The following is a 23312-nucleotide window of genomic DNA, read 5'->3' as shown; positions in this document are numbered from 1 at the left end:
TCCTGTGGGTCAGTTGATCTTCTTGTACAGCGCGATGAGCTCGTTGACTAGCAGTTTGACGGTCTCCGCGGCCATCATCTGGTCCTCGACGTGCGTCATGAGCAGGCTGACCTCGATCTTCTCGCCGGACGCCTCGCGCTGCACGAGGTTGGTGTGCAGGTCGTGGCCGGTCGCGAAGCTCTGGTCGCCGCTCTTGATGAGCTCGTCGGCCTTGTCGTATTTGCCGGCCTTGGCCGCCTGCAACGCCTCGATGTAGTCGGATTTGGCGCTCCCCGCGGCCGTAATCATCTGGAAGCAGAGGGTCTCCCAGTCGAAGTCCTTGTTGTCTTCTGCCATTGTTACCACCCTTGGTTCGTTCGTTTGGTTGTGTTGTCTGTCTGTTTGGTGTCGGTTACTTGGAGGCGATGGCGATGGCGTGTTCGAGCACCTTGTCGCCGCGCACCATGCCGTAGTCCTGCGGGTTGATGGCCTCGACCGGCTTGCCGGGCAGCAGCTTCTTGACGTGGTCGAGCTCGTAGCGTACCTGCGGTCCGAGCAGCACGGCGTCGGCGTTCGCGGCCTTCTCCTCGACCTCGGAGATCGGGTAGGCGTCGATTTCGGCCTCGATGCCCTTGGCCTCGGCGGCGGCGCGCATCTTCTTGACCAGCATGCTGGTGGACATTCCGGCGTTGCAGCACAGTACGATCTTCATGGTGTTTTCCTTTCAGTGGGCCCCATACCGATCGTGGGGCGGTTGGTTGTTATGGGTGTATTGAGTGTTGATTAAGGAGGGGGCCCGGCAAGGGTGGTTGCTCGTACCGGGCTCCCATGTCATCCGACCATTGCCGATCGGAAGAGTCGGGCCGTTCGATGCGGCGTCTCAGGCCTTGGCCGCGGCGGCGGCCGTCTCGATGTCGGCGTCGTTGGCGGCCTGTTCGGCGACCCATGCCTGGTCCTGCTTCTTGACGAACGGCAGGTAGACGACCACGGAGATCACGAGGATGATGAGCTGGATGAGCGCTGCCTTCCAGCCGCCCAGCAGGAAGCCGGAGATGATCACCGGGGTGGTCCACGGCACCTGGACGGCACCGAACGGGGGCAGGAAGCCGATGTACATCGCGCCGTAGGTGATGATCATGGCGATCAGCGGGACGACGATGAACGGAATCAGGAAGAACGGGTTGAACACGATCGGCAGGCCGAAGATGACCGGCTCGTTGATGTTGAACAGGCCGGGCACGACGGACAGCTTCGACATTTCCTTCATCTGGCTGGACTTGGCCACGATCAGGCCGGCGATGAGCAGGCCGAGGGTGATGCCGGTGCCGCCGAACTTGACGAAGCAGTCGACGATCTGCGGGGTGAGGATGTGGCCGCCGTCGGCGGTGGTCACGGCCTTGCCGGCATCCATGAGGGCCTGGTTGGCCACGGAGTTGGCGGTCAGCAGCGGGGCCATGATGCCCATGACGACGTTCGGGCCGTGGATGCCGCACCAGAAGAGGATGGAGATGAGCAGGGTGATGATGATCGCGCCGGCCCAGTTGTCGGTGAGGTTCTGCATCGGGGTCTGCAGGATCTTGAAGATGAGTTCGGTGAAGCTCACGCCGCCGAACAGCTGGCACAGGTGGTAGATGACGGCGGAGCCGAGCACCACGAAGAAGCCGGGGATCATGGCGGAGAACGCGTTGGACACGCCTTCGGGCACGGAGTCGGGCAGTTTGATCTTGAGGTTGTGCTTCATGCACTTGACGAACACCAGGCCGGACAGCAGGCCGACGATGATGGCGGTGATCACGCCGTTGCCGCCGGTCCATGAGGTGGAGATTGCGCCGGACACGGAGGCGGTGGTGCCCTCCTTGATCGCGTCGACGGTGCTGTGGTCGATGCTCACCGAGGACGGCGAGAGGATGAAGAAGGCGACCAGGGCTAGCAGACCGGAGGAGATACCATCTTCCTTCTCGTTGCGCGCGTAGGCGTAGCCGATGCCGACCGCGATGATGACGGCCAGGATATTGAACGTTCCAGCGGACACCTGGCTCAGGCCGATGTTCCACTTGTCGGTCAGCAGGTTGTTCATGAAGTCCGTGTAGCCCTCGAACGGCAGGTTCGCGAGCAGCAGGAACAGCGATCCCACCAGGGTGGCCGGCATCGTGAGCACGAAGCCGTCCTTCAGAGCGATGACCGCTTTGGTCGTCGCGAATTTCATGAAGCCGTTGAGCAGTTTGTTGCCGAACTCCTTCATTCTCGTCCTCCTTTGGACTGGTTGACGTCCCCGGGCCGGTGTCCTTGTCGCCGGTCCGATTCCTCTTGTTCAGTATCAAGTCATTCGGATGAATAGGCGTAATCCGAATGACTTGACTACAATATACAAGTTTCATTCGGCTGTGTCAAATTCATTCGAATGATTTTTGGATACGGCGTGTCGCCTCCCCGAGGGAATACCGCGAAGCGGCGCCTCCCCCACCGGCGACGCCGCCTCACGCATATAAGGGACTACTTCAGGTCGGCGAAATTAAAAAACGTGGCCTTCTTATAGTGGTAGTAGACCGTGCCGGCGTTGAACATGCGGCCGCTGGCCAGATAGGCGTCGTCCTCGACCACCAGGGCGGGATCCCCAGCCGACAGGCCAAGAAGGTCGGCCCGGCCATGATCCAGCTCTCGCGCGTATATCAGCTTGTCTGCAAATCCCGTACTCAGCCCCAGGTCCTCGCGAATGTACGCGTAAATGGAGCCACTGGCGATCTCCTCGCTGAGATACGGCACGAACTCCTTGAGATACAGGGCGTACTCGATGGCGAACGGTTCGTCATCCAACAGACGCAGGCGCGAGACGCTATAGACTTTGGCGTCGACGGCGCACTTGAGGCGCGCGGAATCCGCGCCCGCCTCGCGCTGCTCCAGCTTGATCAGCTTGGAGGACACGGAATGGCCGGGAAACTCCGAAGTCATGCCTCTCGTGCCGTTGATGTTGAGGCAACCCTCACGCCTGTTCTCCCGGACGAACATGCCGCTGCCCTGCACCGGATACACATCGCCAAGCTCGACCAACATGGCAATGGCGTTACGCACGCAGTACCGGGTCGCGCCGAACCGCTCCATGAGCTCGGGCTCGGTGGGCAGCTTTCCCGCGTCGTGGTATTTGCCCTTGTCGATCTCCACCTTGAGAATCTTCGCCAGTTCACGGTATTTCATACACCCTCCAAAATCACATCATTCAGCCGCGCCACATCGCCGCAGCACACATAATCCATATTATCGCATGACTCATATTCATTCGAATTACAGACACACCATCACCCACAATTGCATGATTCATTCGAATGAATTATTCTTAGGAAACACCATCTACAGTTCAGACGCTGATGTCGGCATTCCATAGGAGAACACGCGCATGAGCATATCCAAACTAGTATTTATTGATATCGACGGCACACTGCTGGACAGCAGCCACCGCATTCCCGAATCGGCTCGCGAGCAGTGCCGCCGAGCGCAGCAGGCCGGTCACCGGCTGTTCATCTGTTCGGGCCGTGCGGCGCTGGACATCGATCCACCGGTGCTCGAACTTGGGTTCGACGGCATCGTATCCGACGGCGGCGCATGCGCCGAGCTCGACGGTGAGACCATCATCGACGAGCGCATGCCCGCTGAATCCGTCCGCATGGCGACCTCGTTCTTCACCGCGCACGCCATGCCGTATGCCTGGCACTGCCCCGACGGCATGCACGCCACCGAACGCTACCTGCACCGGCTCGGCATCTGGCGAAAACTGCTGCGGCATCCGCAGATGCGCGACTCCTGGCACACCATCACCGACCATTCCGCCCCTCTGCCTCCAGTCCGCAAAGGAACGTTCTACGTCCCCGAGAACGGCAGTCTTACCGTGGAAGACGTGCGTCGCGAGCTCGCTGACTACGCGACCATTATCCACGGATCAATCAACGCTTCCAGCGACGACAACGGCGAGATCCTTATCCCCGGAGTAGACAAGGGCACGGCGCTCATGAAAGTCTCTCAACGGCTCGGAGTTCCACTGTCCGACACGATCGCCATCGGCGACAGCGACAACGACCTTGAGATGATACAGACTGCCGGCATCGGCGTGGCGATGGGCAACGGCACCGAAGCCGTCAAATCAGTCGCCGACATGATTGCGCCAAACGTCGACAACAACGGTCTCGCGGCGGTACTGCACCGGCTGCTCCGTTAACATGCCACCCCGCCTCAGAAGAGAATGCTCCAGACGGGGCTGTTCGACACACTCTCCTTCATCGGCGTGGGAACACGGCCCCGAGCCATGCGCTCCGTCTTCGCTTCCTGCGCCGTGTCCCGTGCCGCTCCCGGGCCGCCACCCAACAGCCGCATGATTCCAACGCAATCGCAACATCGCCTATCGTCGGAAATACAAAACCCGGCCCACGATATTTCGTGAGGCCGGGTGATGAAGTGCCCCCGGCGGGACTCGAACCCGCAAGCCGAAGCGATCGATTTTAAGTCGACTGCGTCTACCGATTTCGCCACGGGGGCCTGTGGTCGGCGGGAACCGACCGTGTCATTGTACTATGCGGCGCGCCCGTGCGTCGGGTCGCGGCGCATAGCCGTGTCACGCGGGAACGCCATGTGGATCGCGTCGAGGGACGTCACGCAGCGAGCAGGCGCCGTCCGTAGTCGAGGACGATGCCGTCGAGCAGCCCGTGCTCGCTCGCCACGTACGAGTCGATGGCCTCGCCGTGGTCGAGCCGCGCGGCCTCGCTCACCTTGGCGAGCACGCGGTTCCAGACGACGGCGCCGCCGCCCACCACGTCGATGCGTCCGGGATGGATCGTCTTGTAGGCGCGGCGCTGTTCGCGCGTCATCCTGAGGAACAGGTCGTCGATGCTTGTCGCGTCGGCGATGGACAGGCGGTGGCCGTCGACGATGGAGTGGTCGTATTCCTTCAGTCCGATGGCGAGCGCGGTCATCGTGGTCACGGTGCCGGACACGCCGATGATGGTGCGCGCCTTGCCGGCGGGCACGGTACGGAACGCCTCGTCGATATGCGCGTCGATGTCCTCGACGGCCTCGGCGATCTCCTCCTCGGTGGGCGGATCGGTCTTGAGATGCCGTTCGGTCATGCGCACCGATCCGATGTTCATCGAATACGCGGCCTGCACCTGCGTGGCGGGCGCGGTCTCGCCGTCGCCGCCGATGACGAGTTCGGTGGAGCCGCCGCCCAGGTCGACGACCAGATAGGGCGGTTTGAGGTCGCCGCGGTCGACGACCGACGTGGCGCCGAGAAAGCTCAGGTCGGCCTCCTCCGTGCCCGGGATGACCTCGGGGCGCACGCCGAGGATCGACTCGATGCCGTCCTCGAACTCCTCGCGGTTCCCGGCGTCGCGCGTGGCGGAGGTGGCGACGAAGCGGATGCCGTCGACCGGATGCTCGGCGAGGATGCCGGCGAACTCGCGCGCCGCCGCGTAGGCGCGTTCCAGCGCCTCGTCGGCGAACCGGTGCGTCTTGTCGACGTCCTGGCCGAGCCGGATGACGCGCAGCTGGCGCGGCACGATCTCGGTCATGCCGTGCTCGTCGACGCGCGCGATCTTCAGTCGGATGGAATTGGTGCCGCAGTCGATTCCCGCGACGGTCACCGCCTTGCCCATGATGGTTCCTTTCCTTGGCATTGAGCGCCTGTCTCCTTGGGCTCCCCTTGCCAGGGGAGCTGTCCGCGAAGCGGACTGAGGGGTAGTCCGCCTTGTCAGTCCAGCACGCTGCACCGGCACACGGCCGGGTCGAACTCGTCCTTCACGCGGTCGAGCACCATGTCGCCGATCGGGTTGGCGCCGCGGCCCATGACGAGCGACTGCGCGATCAGCGCGTGCAGGCACTTGACGCGCACGGGCATGCCGCCGGCCGACGTGCCTTCGATATGCTCCTCGGTGTCGCCGAGCTTGACGGCGATCTCGTGGCGGAACGCGAGATACAGCTCGTGGGCGCGCGCGTAGGCGGCCTTCACGTCCTCGTCCTCGGCGACGAGACGGCTGTACTCCTGCATCACGCCGTCGGCCTCCACATGCGAGGCGGCCTTGACGGCCTCCGGGCTGGTGAGATAGCAGGTGGTGGGGAACGGCACGCCGCCGGGCAGCAGCGGACGGGTGACGACGGCGAGCGGGCGGCCGCACACGCAACGCGCGCCGACGGCGGCCATGCCGCGCGGGTAGCGTCCGAGCTGGTGCTCGACGATGGCGATGTCGGCTTCGTTGGCCGGATGGTCGAGGATCTGGTCGGCCAGTGCGGTCGGGTCGATGGTGGTGGTCACTGTTGGTCCTTCTTGGTCGTGGTCGTGTCCGTCGAGGCGGAGCCGGAATCCTGCCGGTTCTTCTGCGTCCCGTCCTTCCCCTGCGTGCCCGTGGAGTTCTTGGACACCGGTTCGTCGGCCTTCTTGAACGCGTACGAGAGCTCACTGTACCAAGGCAGTTGCTTCGACGTGTCCGTCTCGGCGTCGGTCTTCGTCCCGCCGCCGCTGCCGTCGCCGGTCACCGCCTGCGGGTTCTGCACGCGCACCGCGGTCTCGCCGGGGAAGACGAAGCCGAGACGTTCGCGCGCCTGCGCGGCAACGTAGTTCTTGTCGTTCCAGCGGGAGATGTCGTTCTCCAGCTCCTGCTTCTGGGCGACGAGCGCCGCCTCCTCGCGCTTGAGACTGTTCAGGTGGGCGAGGTCGGCCGCGTATGTGTTGAACGTGGAGACGAGCTGGATGGTGCCGACCGCGATGATGAACAGGGAGACGAAGAAGGCGATCGGGCCGGAGTTGCCGGAACGGCGGTTCTTCTTCGCCTTCGCGGCGGACTTGGCGTCCCCCGCGCGTGGTGTCCGGTTCCGTGTGGTCATGGGCAACAAAATACCCGTCGCGTTCGACGGAACGCGACGGGCATTCGTTGCTGCGCTATGGCCGCCCCGTATGGGGCGACGCCTCAGCACGCCGGCGAAGCGGCATCAACTCACTTGTTGATGTACTTCTTGCAGGCCTTGAAGGCGCTGTAGCCGGCGTACTTCGCGGTGGAGCCGAGCTCCTCCTCGATCTCGAGCAGGCGGTTGTACTTGGCGACGCGCTCGCCACGGGCCGGGGCACCGGTCTTGATCTGGCGGGTGTTCTTGGCGACGGCCAGGTCGGAGATGGTGGTGTCCGGGGTCTCGCCGGAACGGTGGGAGACCATGGAGGTGTAGCCGTTGGCGGTGGCCAGCTCGATGGCGTCGAGGGTCTCGGTCACGGTGCCGATCTGGTTCAGCTTGACCAGCAGGGAGTTGGCGGCGCCGAGCTCGATGGCCTTGGCCAGGCGAGCCGGGTTGGTCACGAGCAGGTCGTCACCGACGAACTGCAGGCGGTCGCCGAGCAGCTTGGTGATGGCGGTCCAGTCTTCCCAGCCCTCCTCGTTGAACGGATCCTCGATGGAGACGATCGGGTACTCCTCGATGAGCTGCTCGTAGAAGTCGAGCATGTACTGGGAGTCGCGCTCGTCGCCCTCGAAGTGGTACTTGCCGGTCTCCTTGTTGTAGAACTCGGAGGAGGCGACGTCGAGGGAGATGCCGATCTGCTTGCCCGGCTCGTAGCCGGCGGCGGAGATGGCGTCCATGATGTAGTTGAGGGAGTCCTTGTTGGACTTCATCTTCGGAGCGAAGCCGCCCTCGTCGCCGAGGCCCGTGTTCAGGCCTTCCTTCTTGAGGACGTTCTTCAGGGTGTGGTAGACCTCGACGCCGGCCTGGAGGGCCTCGGAGTAGGTGTCGAAGCCGTACGGGGAGATCATGTACTCCTGGATGTCGGTGGCGAAGTCCGCGTGGGCGCCGCCGTTCATGATGTTCATGTTCGGCACCGGCAGGATGTGGCCGTTGGTGCCGCCGATGTAGCGGTACAGTGGCTCGTCGGCGGACTCGGCGGCGGCGTACAGGGCGGCCAGGGAGACGCCGAGGATGGCGTTGGCGCCCAGACGGCCCTTGTTCGGGGTGCCGTCGAGCTCGATCATCAGGTCGTCGAGGGCGCGCTGGTCGGAGGCATCCATGCCGATGACCTTCGGAGCGATCTCCTCGTTGACGGCCTTGACCGCGTTCAGAACGCCCTTGCCGCCGTAGACGGACTTGTCGCCGTCGCGACGCTCCCAGGCCTCGGCCTCACCGGTGGAGGCACCGGACGGGACCAGACCCAGACCGCGGGCGCCGTCCTCGGTGTCCAGAACGACCTGGACGGTCGGGTTGCCGCGGGAATCGAGAATCTGACGCGCGTAGACGCTTTCAATTGCTGCCACAACTACTCCTTTAACGTTAGGTTGTGATGACATCGTCAAGAATAGTGTGATTGATGGACTACGCGCAAGGGTTGCGCATTGCGTGTTGTGAGCGTTCACATCCCACTGTTCACCGATATTTCAACGTTGTTTCACGCCCCGTTCGACTCCCGTCGACGTTCCACGGTCCGGACAGGCACCACATCCGCCGACTAGACTGGGCCCGCATGAACGACATGCACATCCGCCGCGCCGAGAAGCGCGACATCCCCGAACTCCACCGCCTGCTGCGGCAGGTGGCGGACGTCCATCACGCCGGCCGCCCCGACCTGTTCAAGGCGGACGCGACGAAATACACCGACGACGAACTCGCGGGAATCCTCGCCGACGACGAACGCCCGGTCTTCGGCGCGTTCTCGGACGCGGACGACGCGACGCTCTACGGCTACGCGTTCTGCGTGTTCGAGCGGCATCCGGGCAACCACGTGCTCACCGACGTGACGACGCTCTACATCGACGACATCTGCGTCGACGAGGCGGCGCGCGGGCGGCACGTGGGTACCGCCGTCTACCGGCACGTGCTCGATTTCGCCCGCGGCGCCGGCTGCTACAACGTGACGCTCAACGTGTGGTCGTGCAATCCTGGCGCGCAGGCGTTCTACGAGCGAATGGGCCTCAAGCCCTACAAGATCGGCATGGAGACGATCCTGTAGGGCCTTGCAGGGTCCGCGCCCCGCCCCGCTCCCCCGCCGCTCGGCTACCGGCGTTTGCCCGGCACGTAGGCCAGGTCGTTGAGCAGGTCGGACACCCAGTCCATCACCTGCTCGCCGGGCATCGGCCCCTTGCCGAGGGAGCCGCCGAACGGCGTGGGGATGATCATCTGGTGCGTGACCGGCCGGTACTGGAACCCCTTGTAGATGCGCGACATGCGCATGAGCATCGACTCGGGCGGGTCGACGCGGCCGACGCGCAGACGGTTCGACTGGGCGAGGATCTCGGAGATGCCAAGCTTCCTGGCCCTGAACTTGAGGCGCGCCACGCCGAACAGCATCTCGAACTCCTCCGGCAGCGGGCCGTAGCGGTCGGCGAGCTCCTCGGCGAGGTCCTTGAGGTCGTTCTCGTCGCGGGCGGCGGCGAGCTTGCGGTACGCCTCGAGGCGCAGCTTGTCCGAGTCGATGTAGTCCACCGGGATCGACGCCTCGACCGGCAGGTCGATCGACACGTTCGCCGGTTCGGCGGCCTTGTCCGGCTCCTTGTACTTCTCGACGGCCTCGGAGACCATGCGCACGTACAGGTCGAAGCCGACGCCCTCGATGTGGCCGGACTGCTGGTCGCCGAGCAGGTTGCCGGTGCCCCTGAGCTCCAGGTCCTTCATCGCCACGTCGAAGCCGGAGCCCAACGCCGTGTTCTGCGCGATCGTCGCGAGCCTGTCGTGCGACTGCTGGGTCATCGGCTTGGACGGATCGTACAGGAAGTACGCGTACGCGCGTTCTCGGCCGCGGCCGACGCGTCCGCGCAGCTGGTGGAGCTGCGAGAGGCCGAAACGGTCCGCATGGTCGACGATCAGCGTGTTCGCGTTCGAGATATCGAGGCCCGTCTCGATGATCGTCGTGCACACGAGCACGTCGATGTCGCGGTGCCAGAAGTCGCGGATGATCTGGTCGAGCTGCTTCTCGCCCATCTTGCCGTGCGCGACGCCGACCTTCGCCTCCGGCACGAGCGTGTGGATCCTGTCGGCGATGTGCGCGATGTCCTCCACGCGGTTGTGCACGTAGAACACCTGTCCGCCGCGCAACAGCTCGCGGCGCACCGCGGCCGTGACCTGCGCGTCCTCGTAGGCGCCCACGTAGGTGAGCACCGGCAGACGGTCCTCCGGCGGGGTGGCGAGCGTCGACATCTCGCGGATGCCGGTGACGGCCATCTCCAGCGTGCGCGGGATCGGCGTCGCGGAGAGGGACAGGACGTCCACGTTGGTGCGCAAGGCCTTGAGCGTCTCCTTGTGTTCGACGCCGAAACGCTGTTCTTCGTCGATAATGACGAGGCCCAGGTCCTTGAACCTGATCTTCGGGTTGAGCAGCTTGTGCGTGCCGATGACCACGTCCACGGTGCCGGCCGCCAGCCCCTCGATGGTCTCCTTGATCTCCTTGGGTTTCTGGAAGCGGCTCATCGCCGCCACGTTGACCGGGAAGCCCTCGTAGCGTTCGGTGAACGTCTCGTAGTGCTGCTGGACGAGCAGCGTGGTGGGCACGAGCACGGCCACCTGCTTGCCGTCCTGGATGGCCTTGAACGCGGCGCGCACCGCGATCTCGGTCTTGCCGAAGCCCACGTCGCCGCAGATGAGGCGGTCCATCGGGCGGGGCTGCTCCATGTCGTGCTTGACCTCGTCGATGGTGGTGAGCTGGTCGGCGGTCTCCTGGTAGGGGAACGCGTCCTCCAGCTCCTTCTGCCACGGGGTGTCCGGGCTGAACGCGAAGCCGGGCGTGCGCTGGCGGGCCGAATACAGCTTCACCAGGTCGTCGGCGATCTCCTTGACGTGCTTGCGCGCCTTCGCCTTGGTGGCCGCCCAGTCGGATCCGCCCAGCTTGTTGAGCTTGGGCGCTTCGGCGCCGATGTACTTGCTCACCTGGTCGAGCTGGTCGGTGGGGATGAACAGCTTGTCCGGCGGGGCGCCCCGCTTGCTCGGCGCGTATTCGATGACGAGGTATTCGCGCGTGGTGCGGTTCGCGCCGGTGCCGATGGTGCGCTGGCGCATCTCGACGAACCGGCCGATGCCGTGCTGCTCGTGCACCACGTAGTCGCCGGCCTTGAGCTCCATGAGATCAATGGCCTTGCGGCGGCGCTTCGGGGTCTTCGCCTGCGCCATCGCCGAGGTGCGGCCGGTCAGGTCGCGTTCGGTGAGCAGGGCGGTCTTCGCCTGCCTGTCGACGAAGCCGTCGACGGCCTGCGAGCGGATCGCGTCGAACCGCGTGATGCCGGTCGCGTTGACGGCGCGCTTGAGTCGTGCGAGCGTGCCCTTGGCCGCCGCGGTGATGGCGACGTCGAATCCGGCGTCGATGAGGCCTTCGATGCCGGCGGCGGCCTTCGACTCGTCGCCGCGGTACTCCCCCGGATTCGTCGCGTCGACCTGCACGCGTCCCGGGCGCGAACCGTCGACGGTGAAGCTGGTGAGGCGGATCACGTCGTGCTTCGAGTTCTCGAGCGCGGATATCGCCTCGTCATAGTCGATGAAGCTCGCCTGGTCGAAGGTGATGGGCGCGCCGGCGCCGTGGCCGGACGCGGCGACGTGCCAGCTGGCGGCGAGGAACTCGTTCGCCGTCTTGGCGAGGTCCTCGGCGGAGCGGCGCAGCTTCTCCGGGTCGCTCAGCAGGATGACGGCGTTCCCGGGCAGCAGGCCGGCGACCGGCTCCATGTCGTCGATGAGCGCAGGCATCAGCGATTCCATGCCTTCGACGGGGACGGCGTTCGCGATGGATTCGAGCATGTCGTCGGCGTTCGGGATGGAGCCGATCAGCGATTTCGCGCGGGCGCGCACCCGGTCGGTGAGCTGCAGCTCGCGGCATGGCGTCGCCCAGATGGTCGTAAGGCCGTCGCCGTAGGTGCGCTGGTCGGAGGCGTGGAATTCCCTGATGCCGTCGATCTCGTCGCCAAAGAACTCGATGCGCACCGGGTGGGGCGCGGTAGGCGGGAACACGTCGAGGATGCCGCCGCGCACCGCGAACTCGCCGCGGTCCATGACGAGCTCGACGCGCGTGTACGCGTTCTCGACGAGACGGTCCGCCGCCTCGTCGAGCGGCAGGTCCTCGCCCCGCGTGAACACGAGCGGTTCGACGTCGGCGAGGCCGGCGACGATCGGCTGGATGAGCGAGCGCACCGGCATGACGAGGATGCGGATGCGGCCGAACATCGGATCGGCGTCGCTCGGATGCTTCAGGCGACGGAACACGGCCATGCGGCTGGCGACCGTGTCGGCGCGGGGGCTGAGCCGCTCGTGCGGCAGCGTCTCCCATGCCTCCAATTGGGCGATGTCGTCCGGATTCCCGTCATACCAGGAGCGTAGCGCGCCGACGGTCTCCTCGGCCTCGCGCCCGGAGGCGACGACGAGCACGACCGGCTTGCCGGCCTTGCCTGTTGTGCCGTCTGTGCCGCCCACACCCTGTGCGATGGCGGCGGCGAGCGCCGGGCGCATGCCTTCGGGCAGGCCGACGACGATCGCGTCGTCGACGCCCTCCGGCGGTTCGATGTCGCCGGACGCGACCTTGCGGAACGCGGGATCGCCGTCCGCGAGCCGTTCGAGCAGCCCGGCGAGCGAGCCGTCGACGAGGCCGAGTTCGGACGTGACGGACGCGGGCGTCTCCTTGGCGTCAGCGGCCATTGAACTTCTCCTGGGTCTTGGCGAGTCCCTTGAAGATGATGTCCTCGGCGGCGTCCGCGCCGTCCATGAGGAATTCGGGCAGCTGCTTGCGCTGGTCGGGGCCGAAGCCGCCGAGCACCCAGTTGATGGTGTTGTCGTGCGCGTTGGCGCCGCGGCGGGCATGGCCGACGCCCATGCGCACGCGCGCGTACTTCGGCGTGCCCAGCGACTTGTCGATGGATTTGATGCCGTTGTGGCCGCCGGCGGAGCCGCCGGCCTTGACCTTGATGCGGCCGAAGTCGAGGTCCATGTCGTCGTGGATGACAATGACGTGGTCGGGCTGGATCTGGTAGTAGGAGCAGATCGAGGCGACCGCGTTGCCGGACTCGTTCATGTAGGTGAGCGGCTTGGCGAGGAAGAACTTGACGGCGCGGCCGTCGAGGTGCATCGCGCCCTTGCCGAGCATGGCGAGCCCCTTGTGGTCGGAGAAGGCGACCGACCAGCGTTCCGCGAGCACGTCGGCGGTCATGAAGCCCATGTTGTGCCGCGTGTCCTCATACTTCTTGCCCGGGTTGCCCAGTCCCGCGATCAGCCAGAAATCCGATGCCATATGCGTTGCTCCTTACTGCGCCTTACTCGTTTTCGACCGAACAGATTGTACCCACCGCCTCAGTCAAGGGCGCGGACGCGCAGGTGCCGGCGCCGGCGCCCCGGTCACAGGTCGAGGTACCAGTAGGACATGTCGTGCATGACGCCGGTCGCGTCGGTGGCGGCGGCGGGGAGGAGACCGAACCGAGTGAAGCCGAAGCGGCGCATCAGGGCGGTCGATCCGGCGTTGTCGGCGAAGATGATGCCGATGGCCTTGCGCATGCGGCGGGCCCTCGCCTCGTCGAGCAGGTGGTCGAGCAGGAACGTGCCGATGCCGCGATGCCGCCACTGCGGCGCGATGTAGTAGGCGAGGTCGGTGACGCCGTCGTAGCCGGCGCGGTCGTAGAACACGGACAGCGCGCCGAAGGCGACGACCTTGCGGGGACGAGCGCCGTCGCGATCCCCCTGAACGGTCTCCACGCCGTCGCGTGCGACCTCTTCGTCACCACGGGAGGCATCGTCACCGTCGTCCGTCGCCTCGACGACGAACACCCCGTAGGGCGGCTGGTGCGATTCCACCCATGCGCGGCGTTGGTCGAGGGTGCGGGGCGCGAGGTCGGCGGTGGCGCCGCCTTCGACGACGGACGCGTTGTAGATGTCGGTGATGGCCTGGAGATCGGATGCGGTCGCGGCCCGGAACAGATAGGACATGCCGACAGCCTAGCACCCGGCGCAAGAAATCCCGGAGAACGTCCCCATCGCCCGGGAATCCTTGCGCTGACGGCATCTCAGCACAACATATCCCGGAAGATACAGCCCTTTCCCGGGAATCCTTGCGCCGGGAAGGACTCAGCACTAACAATCCCGGAAATCGCCACTGTCGTCCGGGAAAAGTCGCACTGACGATGGGTCAATGCAGGAAATCCCGGAGAATCGCAACGATTCCCGGGATTTCTTGTGCTATGCGGTGGCCTGGGGATGTATTGGAGGCGTCGGCTACGGGGTTTCCGATGCCCTCGCTCCCGAAACTACTGTTCCAGTTCGATGGCCTTGTTCAACGCGTCCTCGAGGGCCTTCTGGGCTTCGCCATAGGCGGTCCAGTCGCCGTTCCTCATGGCGTCCTGGCTGTCCTTCATCGCCTGGGCGGCGTCGTCGAGCGCCTGCTTGAGCTCAGGGCTGCGCGCGGCGGACGAACCCGACGAACCCGACGAACCCGACGACGAACCGGAATCCTTACCGTCACCTGAACCGGAACCGCCCTTCGACGTGTCACCCGACGAACCGGACGAACCCGCCGAGCCGGAACCGCCCGAACCGCCCGCGACGTTCGCCGCGTCGCCGGCGGACGCGCCGGAGTCGCCGCCGAACACCTGGTCGAGCGCCTCGTCGAGCGTGTCGGCGAACCCGACCTGGTCGCCGAACGCGACGAGCACCTTCTTGAGCAGCGGGAACGACGTGGCGCCCGAGGACTTCACGTACACGGGCTGCACGTAGACGAGGCCGCCGCCCAACGGCAGGGTCAGCAGGTTGCCGCGCACCACGTTCGTGGAGCCGGACTGCAGGAGGTTCAGCTCCTTGGACACGTCGGCGTCGGCGTTGAAGTTGTTCTGCGCCTGTCCGGGGCCGGGCACGTTCGAATCCTTCGGCAGCTCCTGCAATCTGAGGGTGCCGTAGTTCGGCCCGATCTCGCCCTTCGTCGAGCCCGCGTCCGAGTCGACGGAGAGGAATCCGGTGAGGATCTCGCGCGTCGACGTGCCGGCGGGGATGTACGAGGAGGTCAGCGAGAACACCGGCTCCTTGGTGCCGCCGGTCTGGAGGGTCAGATAGTAGGGCGGCTGGAGGATGTCCTGGTCCTGCGCCTGCTGCGATTCGGTCGGGTCGACCGGCGTCTGCCAGAAGTCCTCGCCCGAATAGTACTGGCTGGCGGAGGTCACGTGGTACTTGGCGAGCAGTTCGCGCTGCACCTTGAACAGGTTCTCCGGATAGCGCATGTGGCTCATCAGGTCGCCGCTGATCTCGCCCAGCTGGTGGTACTGGCCGGGGAAGATCTGCTCCCACGCCTTGATGACCGGATCGGACTTGTCCCACACGTACAGGTCGACGGAACCGTCATACGCGTCGACGGTGGCCTTCACCGAGTTGCGGATGTAGTTCGCCTGCTGCGTGCCGAGTCCGGTCACGGTGGACGACGAGACGGTGGTGGAGTCCTTGGTCGCCGACCCGAGGTCGGTCATCTGCGAGTACGGGTAGGCGTCGGACGTGGTGTAGCCGTCGACGATCCACTTGACGCGGCCGTCGACCACCGCCGGGTAGACGCGCCCGTCGAGCGTCAGATACGGGGCGACCTTGGCGACGCGCTCGCGCGGCGACCGGTCGTAGAGGATCTGCGAGGCGGAGGTCACGCGGTCGGAGAAGAGGATCTGGTCGGAGCCGAAGCGGATCGCGTACAGGAGACGCGCGAACAGGTTGCCGACGGACGGGCCGCCGTTCCCCTTGAACGTGTTGGTCGCGCCCTTCGACCCGGTCGGATAGTCGAACTCCCATGCGGCGGTGCCCTCCGGCGCGCCGACGATCGAGTATTCGCCCATGTTCGGCGAGAAATAGATGCGCGGCTCGTACTTCTCGGATTCGGTGAGCTTGCCCTGCGTGGGGATGCCGGATTCGAAGAACTCGGGCTGGCCGTCGGCGGTCACCTTGTTGCCGTAGGCGGCGACGACGCCGTAGCCGTGCGTGTACACGGTGTGGTCGTTCACCCAGTTGCGGTTGTCGTTGCCGGCGAGGTCGAGCTCGCGGGCAGCAATCACCGTGTCCTGGCTCTTGCCGTCGATTTCGTACTTGTCGACGGCGAGCGTGTCGGCGAACGTGTAGTACTGCTTGGACTGCTGGAGCTGCTTGAACGTCGGGGAGACCACCTGCGGGTCGAGCAGTCGGATCTGCGCCGTGGTCTCGCCCTCCGAGCTCAACGCGCCGGATTCGCCCTTCGTCGTGGCCTTGTAGTTCTCGGTCTTGAGCTTGTCGAGGCCGTAGGCGGCGCGCGTGGCGTCGATGTTGCGCTGGATGTACGTGGATTCCATCTCCTGCGCGTTCGGGTTGACGCGGAAGCGCTGCAGCACCGCCGGCCACACGATGGTCAGGACCATGGAGACGACGACCACGACGGCGATGGCGACGATCGGGGTGCGCCACGCCTTCAAGGCGGCGGAGGCGCGCACGCCGAGCGGCTGCGCGCCCTCCAGCGCGTGCGAGCGCATGAGCCACACGCCGAGCACGACGCCGAGAATCGCGATGAGCGCGGCCATGATGAACGTGACCGGGATGGTCGCGTTGACGGTGGTGTACGTGGCGCCGGTGATGCGCGAACCCTGCTGGGTCAGGTGTGCGAACACGCCGAGCGCGGTGGACGCGGCGAGCGCGAACATGTTGAGCATGAGCCACACGGCGATCTGGCGACGGGCCCGCTTCGTGATGGCGAACAGGCCACGGCCGTTCACCGGCATGGTCAGGCGGATGCCGCCCATCATCACGTGCGTGGCGACGGAGAAGACGATGCCGACGAGCAGCAGCATCGACACGGCGGACATGACGAGCCTCAGGCCGGGCAGCACGAACACGTAGAAGCCGTTGTCGAGACCGAACTGCGGGTCCTCGACGCCGAAGCTCTGCGCGTGGAACATGAGCAGCACGTCGGCCCAGTTCGCGTTGAACTGCGCGCCGAACACGGCGCCCACGATCACGGAGATGACGGCGGCGACGCGTCGCGCGGTCTTCGAGCTGACGGTCTGTTTCACCTCGACCACGTCGCCGTTGACGCGTACGCGCGAGCCGTCGGCCGCGTCGGGACGGGCGCGGATCGCCAGCCATGCGGACAGGAATCCGACGAGTCCCATGAGCAGCGCGTACGCGACCCACAGGCCGACCTTCACGCCGAGCTGCGTCCAGACGACGGATTGGAAGCCGAGCTGCCCGTACCACATGAGGTCGGTGAGGAACCGGGCGAGGCCGAAGAACAGGCCGACGAGGATGGCGAGCGCCGCGACCACGCCGATGAGGATCTTCGTGCCGCGGTCCGGGCCGCCATGCGGGCCTTTGCCCGGACGCGAGGGTCTGCGCGTGATGCGCGGGAATCCGGGGCCGAACGGGGGTCGTCCCGCTCCCCCGCCGTGTCGCGCTCCGGAGCCGGCGGCACCGGCGCCCGCTCCCGCGCCCGACGGCCTTGCGTCGTCGCCGTCCGTCTCGACGTCGATGATGATCGGATCGTCGTCGGAGCGTTCCGCCCGCACCCGCGATCCGTTCCGACCGGACCGCCCGCGATCGCCGCGCGGGTCGAAATCGGGGTCGAACATACCGAATATATCTGCGAATGACATGTTCCCAGCCTACAAACAGGTGGGGAATGTCAATTCGCGTCCGTTCGCCGGGAGCCGAGCCGTGCCGGCGTGTATTCTCGTGCGCGGATACGGACGGCCATCGGATATCCGATGGCCGGTGGCCGATGACCGATATCGATGACGGAAAATGATGGAAAGGGGACGTCTGTGCTCACGGGGAATCGTCGGGACGGTGGTGCGACGAGGCGCGGAGGCGCGATGCCGACGCTCGTGACGGCCGTCGCCGCGGCGCTCGCGGTCGTGCTGGTCGTCGTGCTGGTGGTCCTGCCGCGGGTGCGCGACGCCCGGCATCCGGCGGCTCCGTCGGGCCGGACCGCGCACATGTCGCGTTCGGCCGTCCCCACGCCCGGGGATCCGACGTCGATGCGGGCGCGGCGAATCGTCGACGGCATGGATGTGGAGGAACGCGTCGGCCAGCTGGTGATGGCGCCGTTGTTCGCCGGCAGCGAGCCGTCCGCGTTGAAGGACGCGATCGCCGACCGTCACGTCGGTTCGGTGCTGCTCATCGGCAACTGGCGTTCCGGCGTGTCCGGCGTGCGTAAGGCGGTCGACGGGCTGCAATCCTATGTGGGGGACGGTTCGCGGCTGATCGTCGCCACCGATCAGGAGGGCGGCCAGGTGCAGCATCTGACCGGTTCCGGGTTCGACGCGATGCCGAGCGCGGTCGAGCAGGGCGCGATGACGTCCGACCAGCTGCGCGCGTCGGCGGCCGGTTGGGGTGGTCAGTTGGCGGCGGCCGGCGTCAACGTCGATCTCGCGCCGGTCACGGACACGGTTCCCGGCGACCGCAAGCAGAACGATCCGATCGGCGCGTTGGACCGTGATTTCGGTCTCGACGCCGCCGGCAACGCGGCGCATGCGGCGGCGTTCGTCGCGGGGATGCGCGACGCGGGCGTGCAGTCGTCGATCAAGCATTATCCGGGTCTGGGCGCGGTCAAGGGGAACACGGATTTCACGGCGGACGGCATCCTCGACACGACGACCACGGCAGACGGCGCGGAGATCGGCGCGTTCCACACGGTGATCGCGCAGGCGCGGCCGGCGATGGTGATGATGTCGCTCGCCACGTACCAGCGGATCGACGCGGATAATCCGGCCGCGTTCTCCTCCACGATCGTGGACGGCGTGCTGCGCGGCAGGCAGGGCTATGACGGCGTGGTCACGTCGGATTCGCTGTCGGCGGCCGCGGTGAGCGGCACGCCGACCGACCAGTTGGGCGTGCGGTTCGTCGAGGCGGGCGGCGATCTCGTATGCATCGGCCAGAGCGCCTATGTCACGCCGATCCTCGACGGGTTGGCGGCGAAGGCGAAGTCGGATGACGCGTTCGCGGCCAAGGTGGAGCGTTCGGCGGAGCGCGTCGTGCGGCTCAAGCTCGAGATGGGGCTGATGGACTAGCGATACAGGCCGTGCTTGCCGATGTATTGGACGACGCCGTCGGGCACGAGATACCAGACGGGCTCGTCGTGTTCGGCGCGGCGCCGCACGTCGGTGGAGCTGATCGCCAACGCGGGGATCTCCAGCGTGTCCACCTTGCCTTCGGGCAGCCTCACGCCTTCGGGCGACGAGTAGCCGGGTCGGGTGACGGCGACGAAGTGGGCGAGGTCCCACATCTTCTCCGCGTCCTTCCACTGCATGATCTCGGCGACCGCGTCCGCGCCGGTGATGAAGAACAGTTCCGCGTCGGGGCGTTGCGCGCGGATGTCGCGCAGCGTGTCGATCGTGTAGGTGACGCCCGGGCGGTCGATGTCGACGCGGCTGACGGTGAACTTCGGGTTGGAGGCGGTGGCGATCACCGTCATCAGATACCGGTCCTCGGCGTTGGTGACGTGCTTGTCGAGCTTGAACACGGGCCGTCCGGTGGGCACGAAGATCACCTCGTCGAGGTCGTACACCCACGCCACTTCGCTGGCGGCGACCAGGTGGCCGTTGTGGATCGGGTCGAACGTGCCGCCCATGATGCCGATGCGCGGCGTCGCATGCCAGTTGCCGCGCGCCGACCGGCGGACGGCCGCCCCGTGCCGCGCGGCGGCGGGGCCGGATTCGGAACCGCCGGTGCCGGGCGCGCCGGCGTTGGCCACGTTGGCGGTCGCCTCCACCGAGTCGACGGACAGGTCGGACATCCGCCGTTCGCCGGCGGTCATTCCCTCCGCATCGATGCCGGCCGTGTTCACGCGCGTCCCTCCGCCTTGCGTTCGGCCGCCTCCTCGCGCAGTTCGACGTGCTCGGCCTGCTCGGTCTCCTGTTCGATCTCCATGGCGGTGGGGCTGCCGTCCTTCGGGTCAATCTTGCCCATGTCCTCGTCCCATTCGTCCTGCACGACACGACGGATCTCCGCGAACGTGGGCAGCGGGAAGTCGGGCTGGTAGAGGCGGCGCACCTCGGCGACGCGTTCGGTCACGCGGATGAGCGTGTCGGTCATGCCGTCCACGTCGCCTTCGCGTTCGAGCGTGGAGAAACGCGCGATGTAGCTTTCCATGAGGGTCATGTGCTCGCGCACCGCGTGCAGCTGCGCGTCGTCCAGGTCCGCCACGTCCGGCGCGTGCTCGTCGGGCCAGCCGATGAGCACGGCGTCCGCGTATTCGAGCGAGGCGCGTTGGGACGCGGAGGCGATGCCGTCCTCGATCTGCACGAGGAACACGTAGCGCACGATGCTGAGGCGTTCGGCGGCGATCTTGAGCCCGCAGCGCGGGTCGTCCAGGTCGAGGTCGTCGCGCAGTTCGGTGATCGGCACGCTCATGCCGTCGTTCGCGGTCTTCTCGTCGGTCGTCTCGTTCATGTCGCTCATGCGCGCACCTGCCCCCTGCCGTATCCGATCCATTTCGTGGTGGTCATCTCCCTCAGGCCCATCGGCCCGCGCGCGTGCATCTTCTGCGTGGAGATGCCGAGTTCGGCGCCGAAGCCGAACACGCCGCCGTCGGTGAACCGCGTGGACGCGTTGACCATGACGACGGCCGAGTCGATGCGCGCGGTGAACTCTTCGACGGCCGTGTAGTCCTCGGCGACGATCGCCTCGGTATGGCCGGTGGAGTGCGCGTTGATGTGGTCGACGGCCTCGTCGAGCGAGTCGACGACCTTGATCCCCATTTCAAGCGCGAGGTACTCGGTGTCCCAGTCCTCGGCGGTCGCGTGCGTGAGCAGCCCGTCCGCCGCGGCCTGCGGCGCGGCGGCGTCGATGATCGCGTAGGCGCGTTCGTCCGCGTGGAGCGTCACGCCCGCGTCGAGCAGCGCGGCGGCCGCCACGGGAAGGAACGCCGCGGCGACGCGCTCGTGCACGAGCAGCTTCTCGGCGGCGTTGCACACGCCGACGCGCTGCGTCTTCGCGTTGATGATGATGGGGATCGCCTTGGCCGGGTCGCCGGAGGCGTCCATGTAGATGTGCACGTTGCCGGCGCCCGTCTCGATGACCGGCACCTTCGAGTTCTCGACGACGGCGCGGATGAGGCCCTTGCCTCCGCGCGGCACGAGCAGGTCGATGTGGCCGCGCGCCTCCATCATCGCGGTCGCGCCGTCGCGTCCGAAATCGTCGACGGTGGCGACGAGCGACGGGTCGAAGCCTTCCGCGCGCAGCGCGTCGCCGATCACGGCGAGCGTGGCGGCGTTCGTGCGTTCGGCCGCGTGACCGCCTCGCAGGATCGCCGCGTTGCCGGATTTGAGGCACAGGGACGCGACGTCGACGGTGACGTTCGGACGCGCCTCGTAGATCATGCCGATGACGCCGATCGGCACACGCGTCTGGGTCAGGCGCATGCCGTTGGGCAGATTGTAGCCGCGCACGATCTCGCCGACCGGATCGGGCAGGGAGGCGACGTGACGCACGCCGTCGGCGGCGGCCTTGACACGCGGGGCGTCGAAGAGCAGGCGGTCGAGCTTGCCGGCGTCCATGCCGGCCTCGCGCGACACGTCCATGTCGGCGGCGTTGGCCGTCTCGATCTCGCCGGCGCGGGCGTCGAGCGCGTCGGCGATGGCGTGCAGCAGACGGTTCTTGGCGTCCGTGTCCGCGCGCGCGAGCGCCCGCTGCGCGCGTGCGGCGGCGTCGGCGCGGACGCACACGGCATCGAAGACGGCTCCCGCGACCGCGGTTTCCTCGTTGTTCGTCATAACCACCCACCTTACCGCAACACGTGCGCAAAGTCCGGAATACGAAAAGGCTCCCCCGCCGGGCGAGGGAGCCGATATGGACCGATCAGTGGATCTGGTCGAGGTCCGGGTAGAGCGGGAAGTCCTCGACGAGCTTGTCGACGCGGGCCTTGAGGGATTCGACGTCGGCGGACGGGCCGGCGGCGAGCGCGGTGCCGATGATGTCGGCGACCTCCTCGTACTCCTTCGGTCCGAAGCCGCGGGTGGCGAGCGCGGAAGCGCCGATGCGAAGGCCGGAGGCGACGGAGGCGGGACGCGGGTCGAACGGCACGGTGTTGCGGTTGATGGTGATGCCGCACTGGGCGAGCAGGTCCTCGCCCTGCTTGCCGTCCATCTCGCTGTTGCGCAGGTCGACCATCACCAGGTGCACGTCGGTGCCGCCGGTGAGCACGCTGATGCCGTTGGCCTTGACGTCGTCGGCGAGGAGGCGCTCGGCGATGATCTTCGCGCCTTCGAGCGTGCGCTCCATGCGGTTCCTGAACTCCGGAGTGCCGGCGACCTTGAAGCTGACGGCCTTGCCGGCGACCACGTGCATGAGCGGACCGCCCTGCTGGCCGGGGAACACGGAGGAGTTGAGCTTCTTGGCGTACTCCTGCCTGGCGAGGATGAAGCCGGAACGCGGGCCGCCGAGGGTCTTGTGGGCGGTGGAGGAGACGACGTCCGCGTACGGGACGGGGCTCGGATGCAGGCCGGCGGCGACGAGGCCGGCGAAGTGGGCCATGTCGACCCAGAACTTGGCGCCGACCTCGTCGGCGATCTCCTTGATGGCCTTGAAGTCCTCGATGCGCGGGTAGGCGGACCAGCCGCCGATGATCATGGCCGGGTGGGTCTCGAGGGCGCGCTGGCGGATGATCTCCGGGTCGATGCGGAAGGTCTCCGGGTTCACGCCGTAGGCTTCGGCGTGGTAGAACTTGCCGGAGAAGTTGATCTTCATGCCGTGGGTGAGGTGGCCGCCGTGGTCGAGGGCGAGGCCGAGCACGGTGTCGCCGGGCTTGACGAGCGCCTGGTAGACGGCGGCGTTGGCCTGGGCGCCGGAGTGGGGCTGGACGTTCACGTATTCGGCGCCGAACAGCTTCTTGGCGCGTTCGCGGGCGATGGTCTCGATCTGGTCGACGAACTCGCAGCCGCCGTAGTAGCGGCGTCCCGGGTAGCCCTCGGCGTACTTGTTGGTGAGCACGGAGCCCTGGCACTGCAGCACGGCGCGCGGCACGAAGTTCTCGGAAGCGATCATCTCGAGGCCGCCCTGCTGGCGGCGGAGTTCGGAGTCAAGCAGCTCGGCGATCTCCGGATCGGCGGCGCTGATGGGCGCGTTGAATGCGTCGGTGGCCTTCTGTGCGAGGGGTGAAGCGGTCATGTGTGCTCCTTAAACGGTGTGGGTAACGACTGGTTTGCCGTTCGGGCGACGAGTGTACGGTCCGTTTGTGGCGAACCTGTTTCCGCCGTATGACGAATCTCACACCGTGGAACGCCTCCCCGCGACCCCCACCCCCGCCCGTCATGCCCATGGTGCGGCAAACCCCTCATGGTGCGGTCGCCCGAAACGGCGTGATTCCGCCGTTGTGTGGATTATGTGTGACCGCACCATGGGAGATTCGCCGCACCATGGGAGGGTCGCCGGTA

General features: G+C 66.4%; 19 protein-coding genes and 1 tRNA gene. 3 read left to right on the top strand and 17 right to left on the bottom strand.

Going from position 1 to position 23312, the window contains the following annotated elements; all coding sequences use genetic code 11:
• Window positions 1-9 precede the first annotated feature (9 nt).
• From AC1AYD_RS06775 to AC1AYD_RS06760, 4 genes are all read right to left on the bottom strand, one after another.
• On the bottom strand, window positions 10-336 hold the full coding sequence (locus AC1AYD_RS06775; protein ID WP_033889656.1) for a PTS sugar transporter subunit IIA: 327 nt from the start codon (window positions 334-336) through the stop codon (window positions 10-12).
• Between the two features lie 55 nt (window positions 337-391).
• On the bottom strand, window positions 392-691 hold the full coding sequence (locus tag AC1AYD_RS06770) for a PTS sugar transporter subunit IIB (protein ID WP_100494382.1): 300 nt from the start codon (window positions 689-691) through the stop codon (window positions 392-394).
• 168 nt (window positions 692-859) lie between these two features.
• Window positions 860-2221: a PTS sugar transporter subunit IIC gene (locus AC1AYD_RS06765; RefSeq protein WP_476502134.1), complete on the bottom strand. Its 1362-nt coding sequence runs from the start codon at window positions 2219-2221 to the stop codon at window positions 860-862.
• Window positions 2222-2472: 251 nt separating this feature from the next.
• Window positions 2473-3171 carry a GntR family transcriptional regulator gene (locus AC1AYD_RS06760; RefSeq protein WP_476502133.1) on the bottom strand — a complete coding sequence of 233 codons (699 nt, stop codon included), beginning with the start codon at window positions 3169-3171 and terminating at the stop codon, window positions 2473-2475.
• Between the two features lie 199 nt (window positions 3172-3370).
• Between AC1AYD_RS06760 and AC1AYD_RS06755 the strand changes: the two genes are divergently transcribed.
• On the top strand, window positions 3371-4186 hold the full coding sequence (locus AC1AYD_RS06755) for an HAD family hydrolase (protein WP_476502132.1): 816 nt from the start codon (window positions 3371-3373) through the stop codon (window positions 4184-4186).
• A gap of 237 nt (window positions 4187-4423) precedes the next feature.
• Here the strand turns inward: AC1AYD_RS06755 and AC1AYD_RS06750 are convergent.
• The 5 genes from AC1AYD_RS06750 to eno all read right to left on the bottom strand — a co-directional run bounded on the left by AC1AYD_RS06750 (window position 4424) and on the right by eno (window position 8249).
• A tRNA-Leu gene (locus AC1AYD_RS06750) sits at window positions 4424-4503 on the bottom strand.
• Window positions 4504-4616: 113 nt separating this feature from the next.
• Window positions 4617-5615, bottom strand: coding sequence for a Ppx/GppA phosphatase family protein (locus AC1AYD_RS06745; protein ID WP_476502204.1), 999 nt, complete (start codon window positions 5613-5615; stop codon window positions 4617-4619).
• Between the two features lie 95 nt (window positions 5616-5710).
• Entirely contained in the window at window positions 5711-6271 is a 561-nt protein-coding gene (locus tag AC1AYD_RS06740) for a DUF501 domain-containing protein (RefSeq protein ID WP_476502131.1), read from the bottom strand.
• Window positions 6268-6840: an FtsB family cell division protein gene (locus tag AC1AYD_RS06735; protein ID WP_476502130.1), complete on the bottom strand. Its 573-nt coding sequence runs from the start codon at window positions 6838-6840 to the stop codon at window positions 6268-6270. The genes AC1AYD_RS06740 and AC1AYD_RS06735 overlap by 4 nt, the downstream gene beginning before the upstream one ends.
• A gap of 110 nt (window positions 6841-6950) precedes the next feature.
• Window positions 6951-8249, bottom strand: coding sequence for a phosphopyruvate hydratase (gene eno / locus AC1AYD_RS06730; protein ID WP_034526353.1), 1299 nt, complete (start codon window positions 8247-8249; stop codon window positions 6951-6953).
• A gap of 206 nt (window positions 8250-8455) precedes the next feature.
• Here eno and AC1AYD_RS06725 point away from each other — a divergent pair, with 206 nt between their 5' ends.
• Complete coding sequence (locus AC1AYD_RS06725) at window positions 8456-8941, top strand: N-acetyltransferase family protein (RefSeq protein WP_476502129.1); 486 nt, start codon at window positions 8456-8458, stop codon at window positions 8939-8941.
• Between the two features lie 44 nt (window positions 8942-8985).
• On the opposite strand, the gene mfd is transcribed toward AC1AYD_RS06725, so the two are convergent.
• The 4 genes from mfd to AC1AYD_RS06705 all read right to left on the bottom strand — a co-directional run bounded on the left by mfd (window position 8986) and on the right by AC1AYD_RS06705 (window position 17534).
• The gene (gene mfd, locus AC1AYD_RS06720; RefSeq protein ID WP_476502128.1) at window positions 8986-12600 is read right to left on the bottom strand and encodes a transcription-repair coupling factor; all 3615 of its coding nucleotides are present in this window, start codon (window positions 12598-12600) and stop codon (window positions 8986-8988) included.
• Window positions 12590-13189 carry an aminoacyl-tRNA hydrolase gene (gene pth, locus AC1AYD_RS06715; protein WP_476502127.1) on the bottom strand — a complete coding sequence of 200 codons (600 nt, stop codon included), beginning with the start codon at window positions 13187-13189 and terminating at the stop codon, window positions 12590-12592. Before pth ends, mfd begins: the two co-directional genes overlap by 11 nt.
• A gap of 104 nt (window positions 13190-13293) precedes the next feature.
• Window positions 13294-13878, bottom strand: coding sequence for an N-acetyltransferase family protein (locus AC1AYD_RS06710; protein WP_476502126.1), 585 nt, complete (start codon window positions 13876-13878; stop codon window positions 13294-13296).
• A gap of 317 nt (window positions 13879-14195) precedes the next feature.
• A complete protein-coding gene (locus AC1AYD_RS06705) occupies window positions 14196-17534 on the bottom strand; it encodes a UPF0182 family membrane protein (RefSeq protein WP_476502125.1) in 3339 nt (1112 codons plus the stop codon).
• Between the two features lie 219 nt (window positions 17535-17753).
• On the opposite strand from AC1AYD_RS06705, the gene AC1AYD_RS06700 reads away from it, so the two are divergent.
• Window positions 17754-18950, top strand: a complete 1197-nt coding sequence (locus tag AC1AYD_RS06700; RefSeq protein WP_476502124.1) for a glycoside hydrolase family 3 N-terminal domain-containing protein — start codon at window positions 17754-17756, stop codon at window positions 18948-18950.
• On the opposite strand, the gene nadD is transcribed toward AC1AYD_RS06700, so the two are convergent.
• From nadD to glyA, 4 genes are all read right to left on the bottom strand, one after another.
• Window positions 18947-19696 (bottom strand): nicotinate-nucleotide adenylyltransferase, encoded by a 750-nt coding sequence (nadD, locus tag AC1AYD_RS06695; RefSeq protein WP_476502203.1) that lies wholly within the window; start codon window positions 19694-19696, stop codon window positions 18947-18949. The genes AC1AYD_RS06700 and nadD overlap by 4 nt on opposite strands.
• A gap of 26 nt (window positions 19697-19722) precedes the next feature.
• On the bottom strand, window positions 19723-20331 hold the full coding sequence (locus AC1AYD_RS06690) for a phosphoribosylglycinamide synthetase (protein WP_476502202.1): 609 nt from the start codon (window positions 20329-20331) through the stop codon (window positions 19723-19725).
• A 5-nt stretch (window positions 20332-20336) separates the two neighbouring features.
• Window positions 20337-21653 carry a glutamate-5-semialdehyde dehydrogenase gene (locus AC1AYD_RS06685; protein ID WP_476502123.1) on the bottom strand — a complete coding sequence of 439 codons (1317 nt, stop codon included), beginning with the start codon at window positions 21651-21653 and terminating at the stop codon, window positions 20337-20339.
• A gap of 85 nt (window positions 21654-21738) precedes the next feature.
• Window positions 21739-23046, bottom strand: coding sequence for a serine hydroxymethyltransferase (gene glyA / locus AC1AYD_RS06680; protein WP_476502122.1), 1308 nt, complete (start codon window positions 23044-23046; stop codon window positions 21739-21741).
• Window positions 23047-23312 lie beyond the last annotated feature (266 nt).

It is taken from the genome of Bifidobacterium sp. LH_426 (genome assembly GCF_056356875.1).
This window is presented reverse-complemented; position numbering and strand designations above follow the sequence as displayed.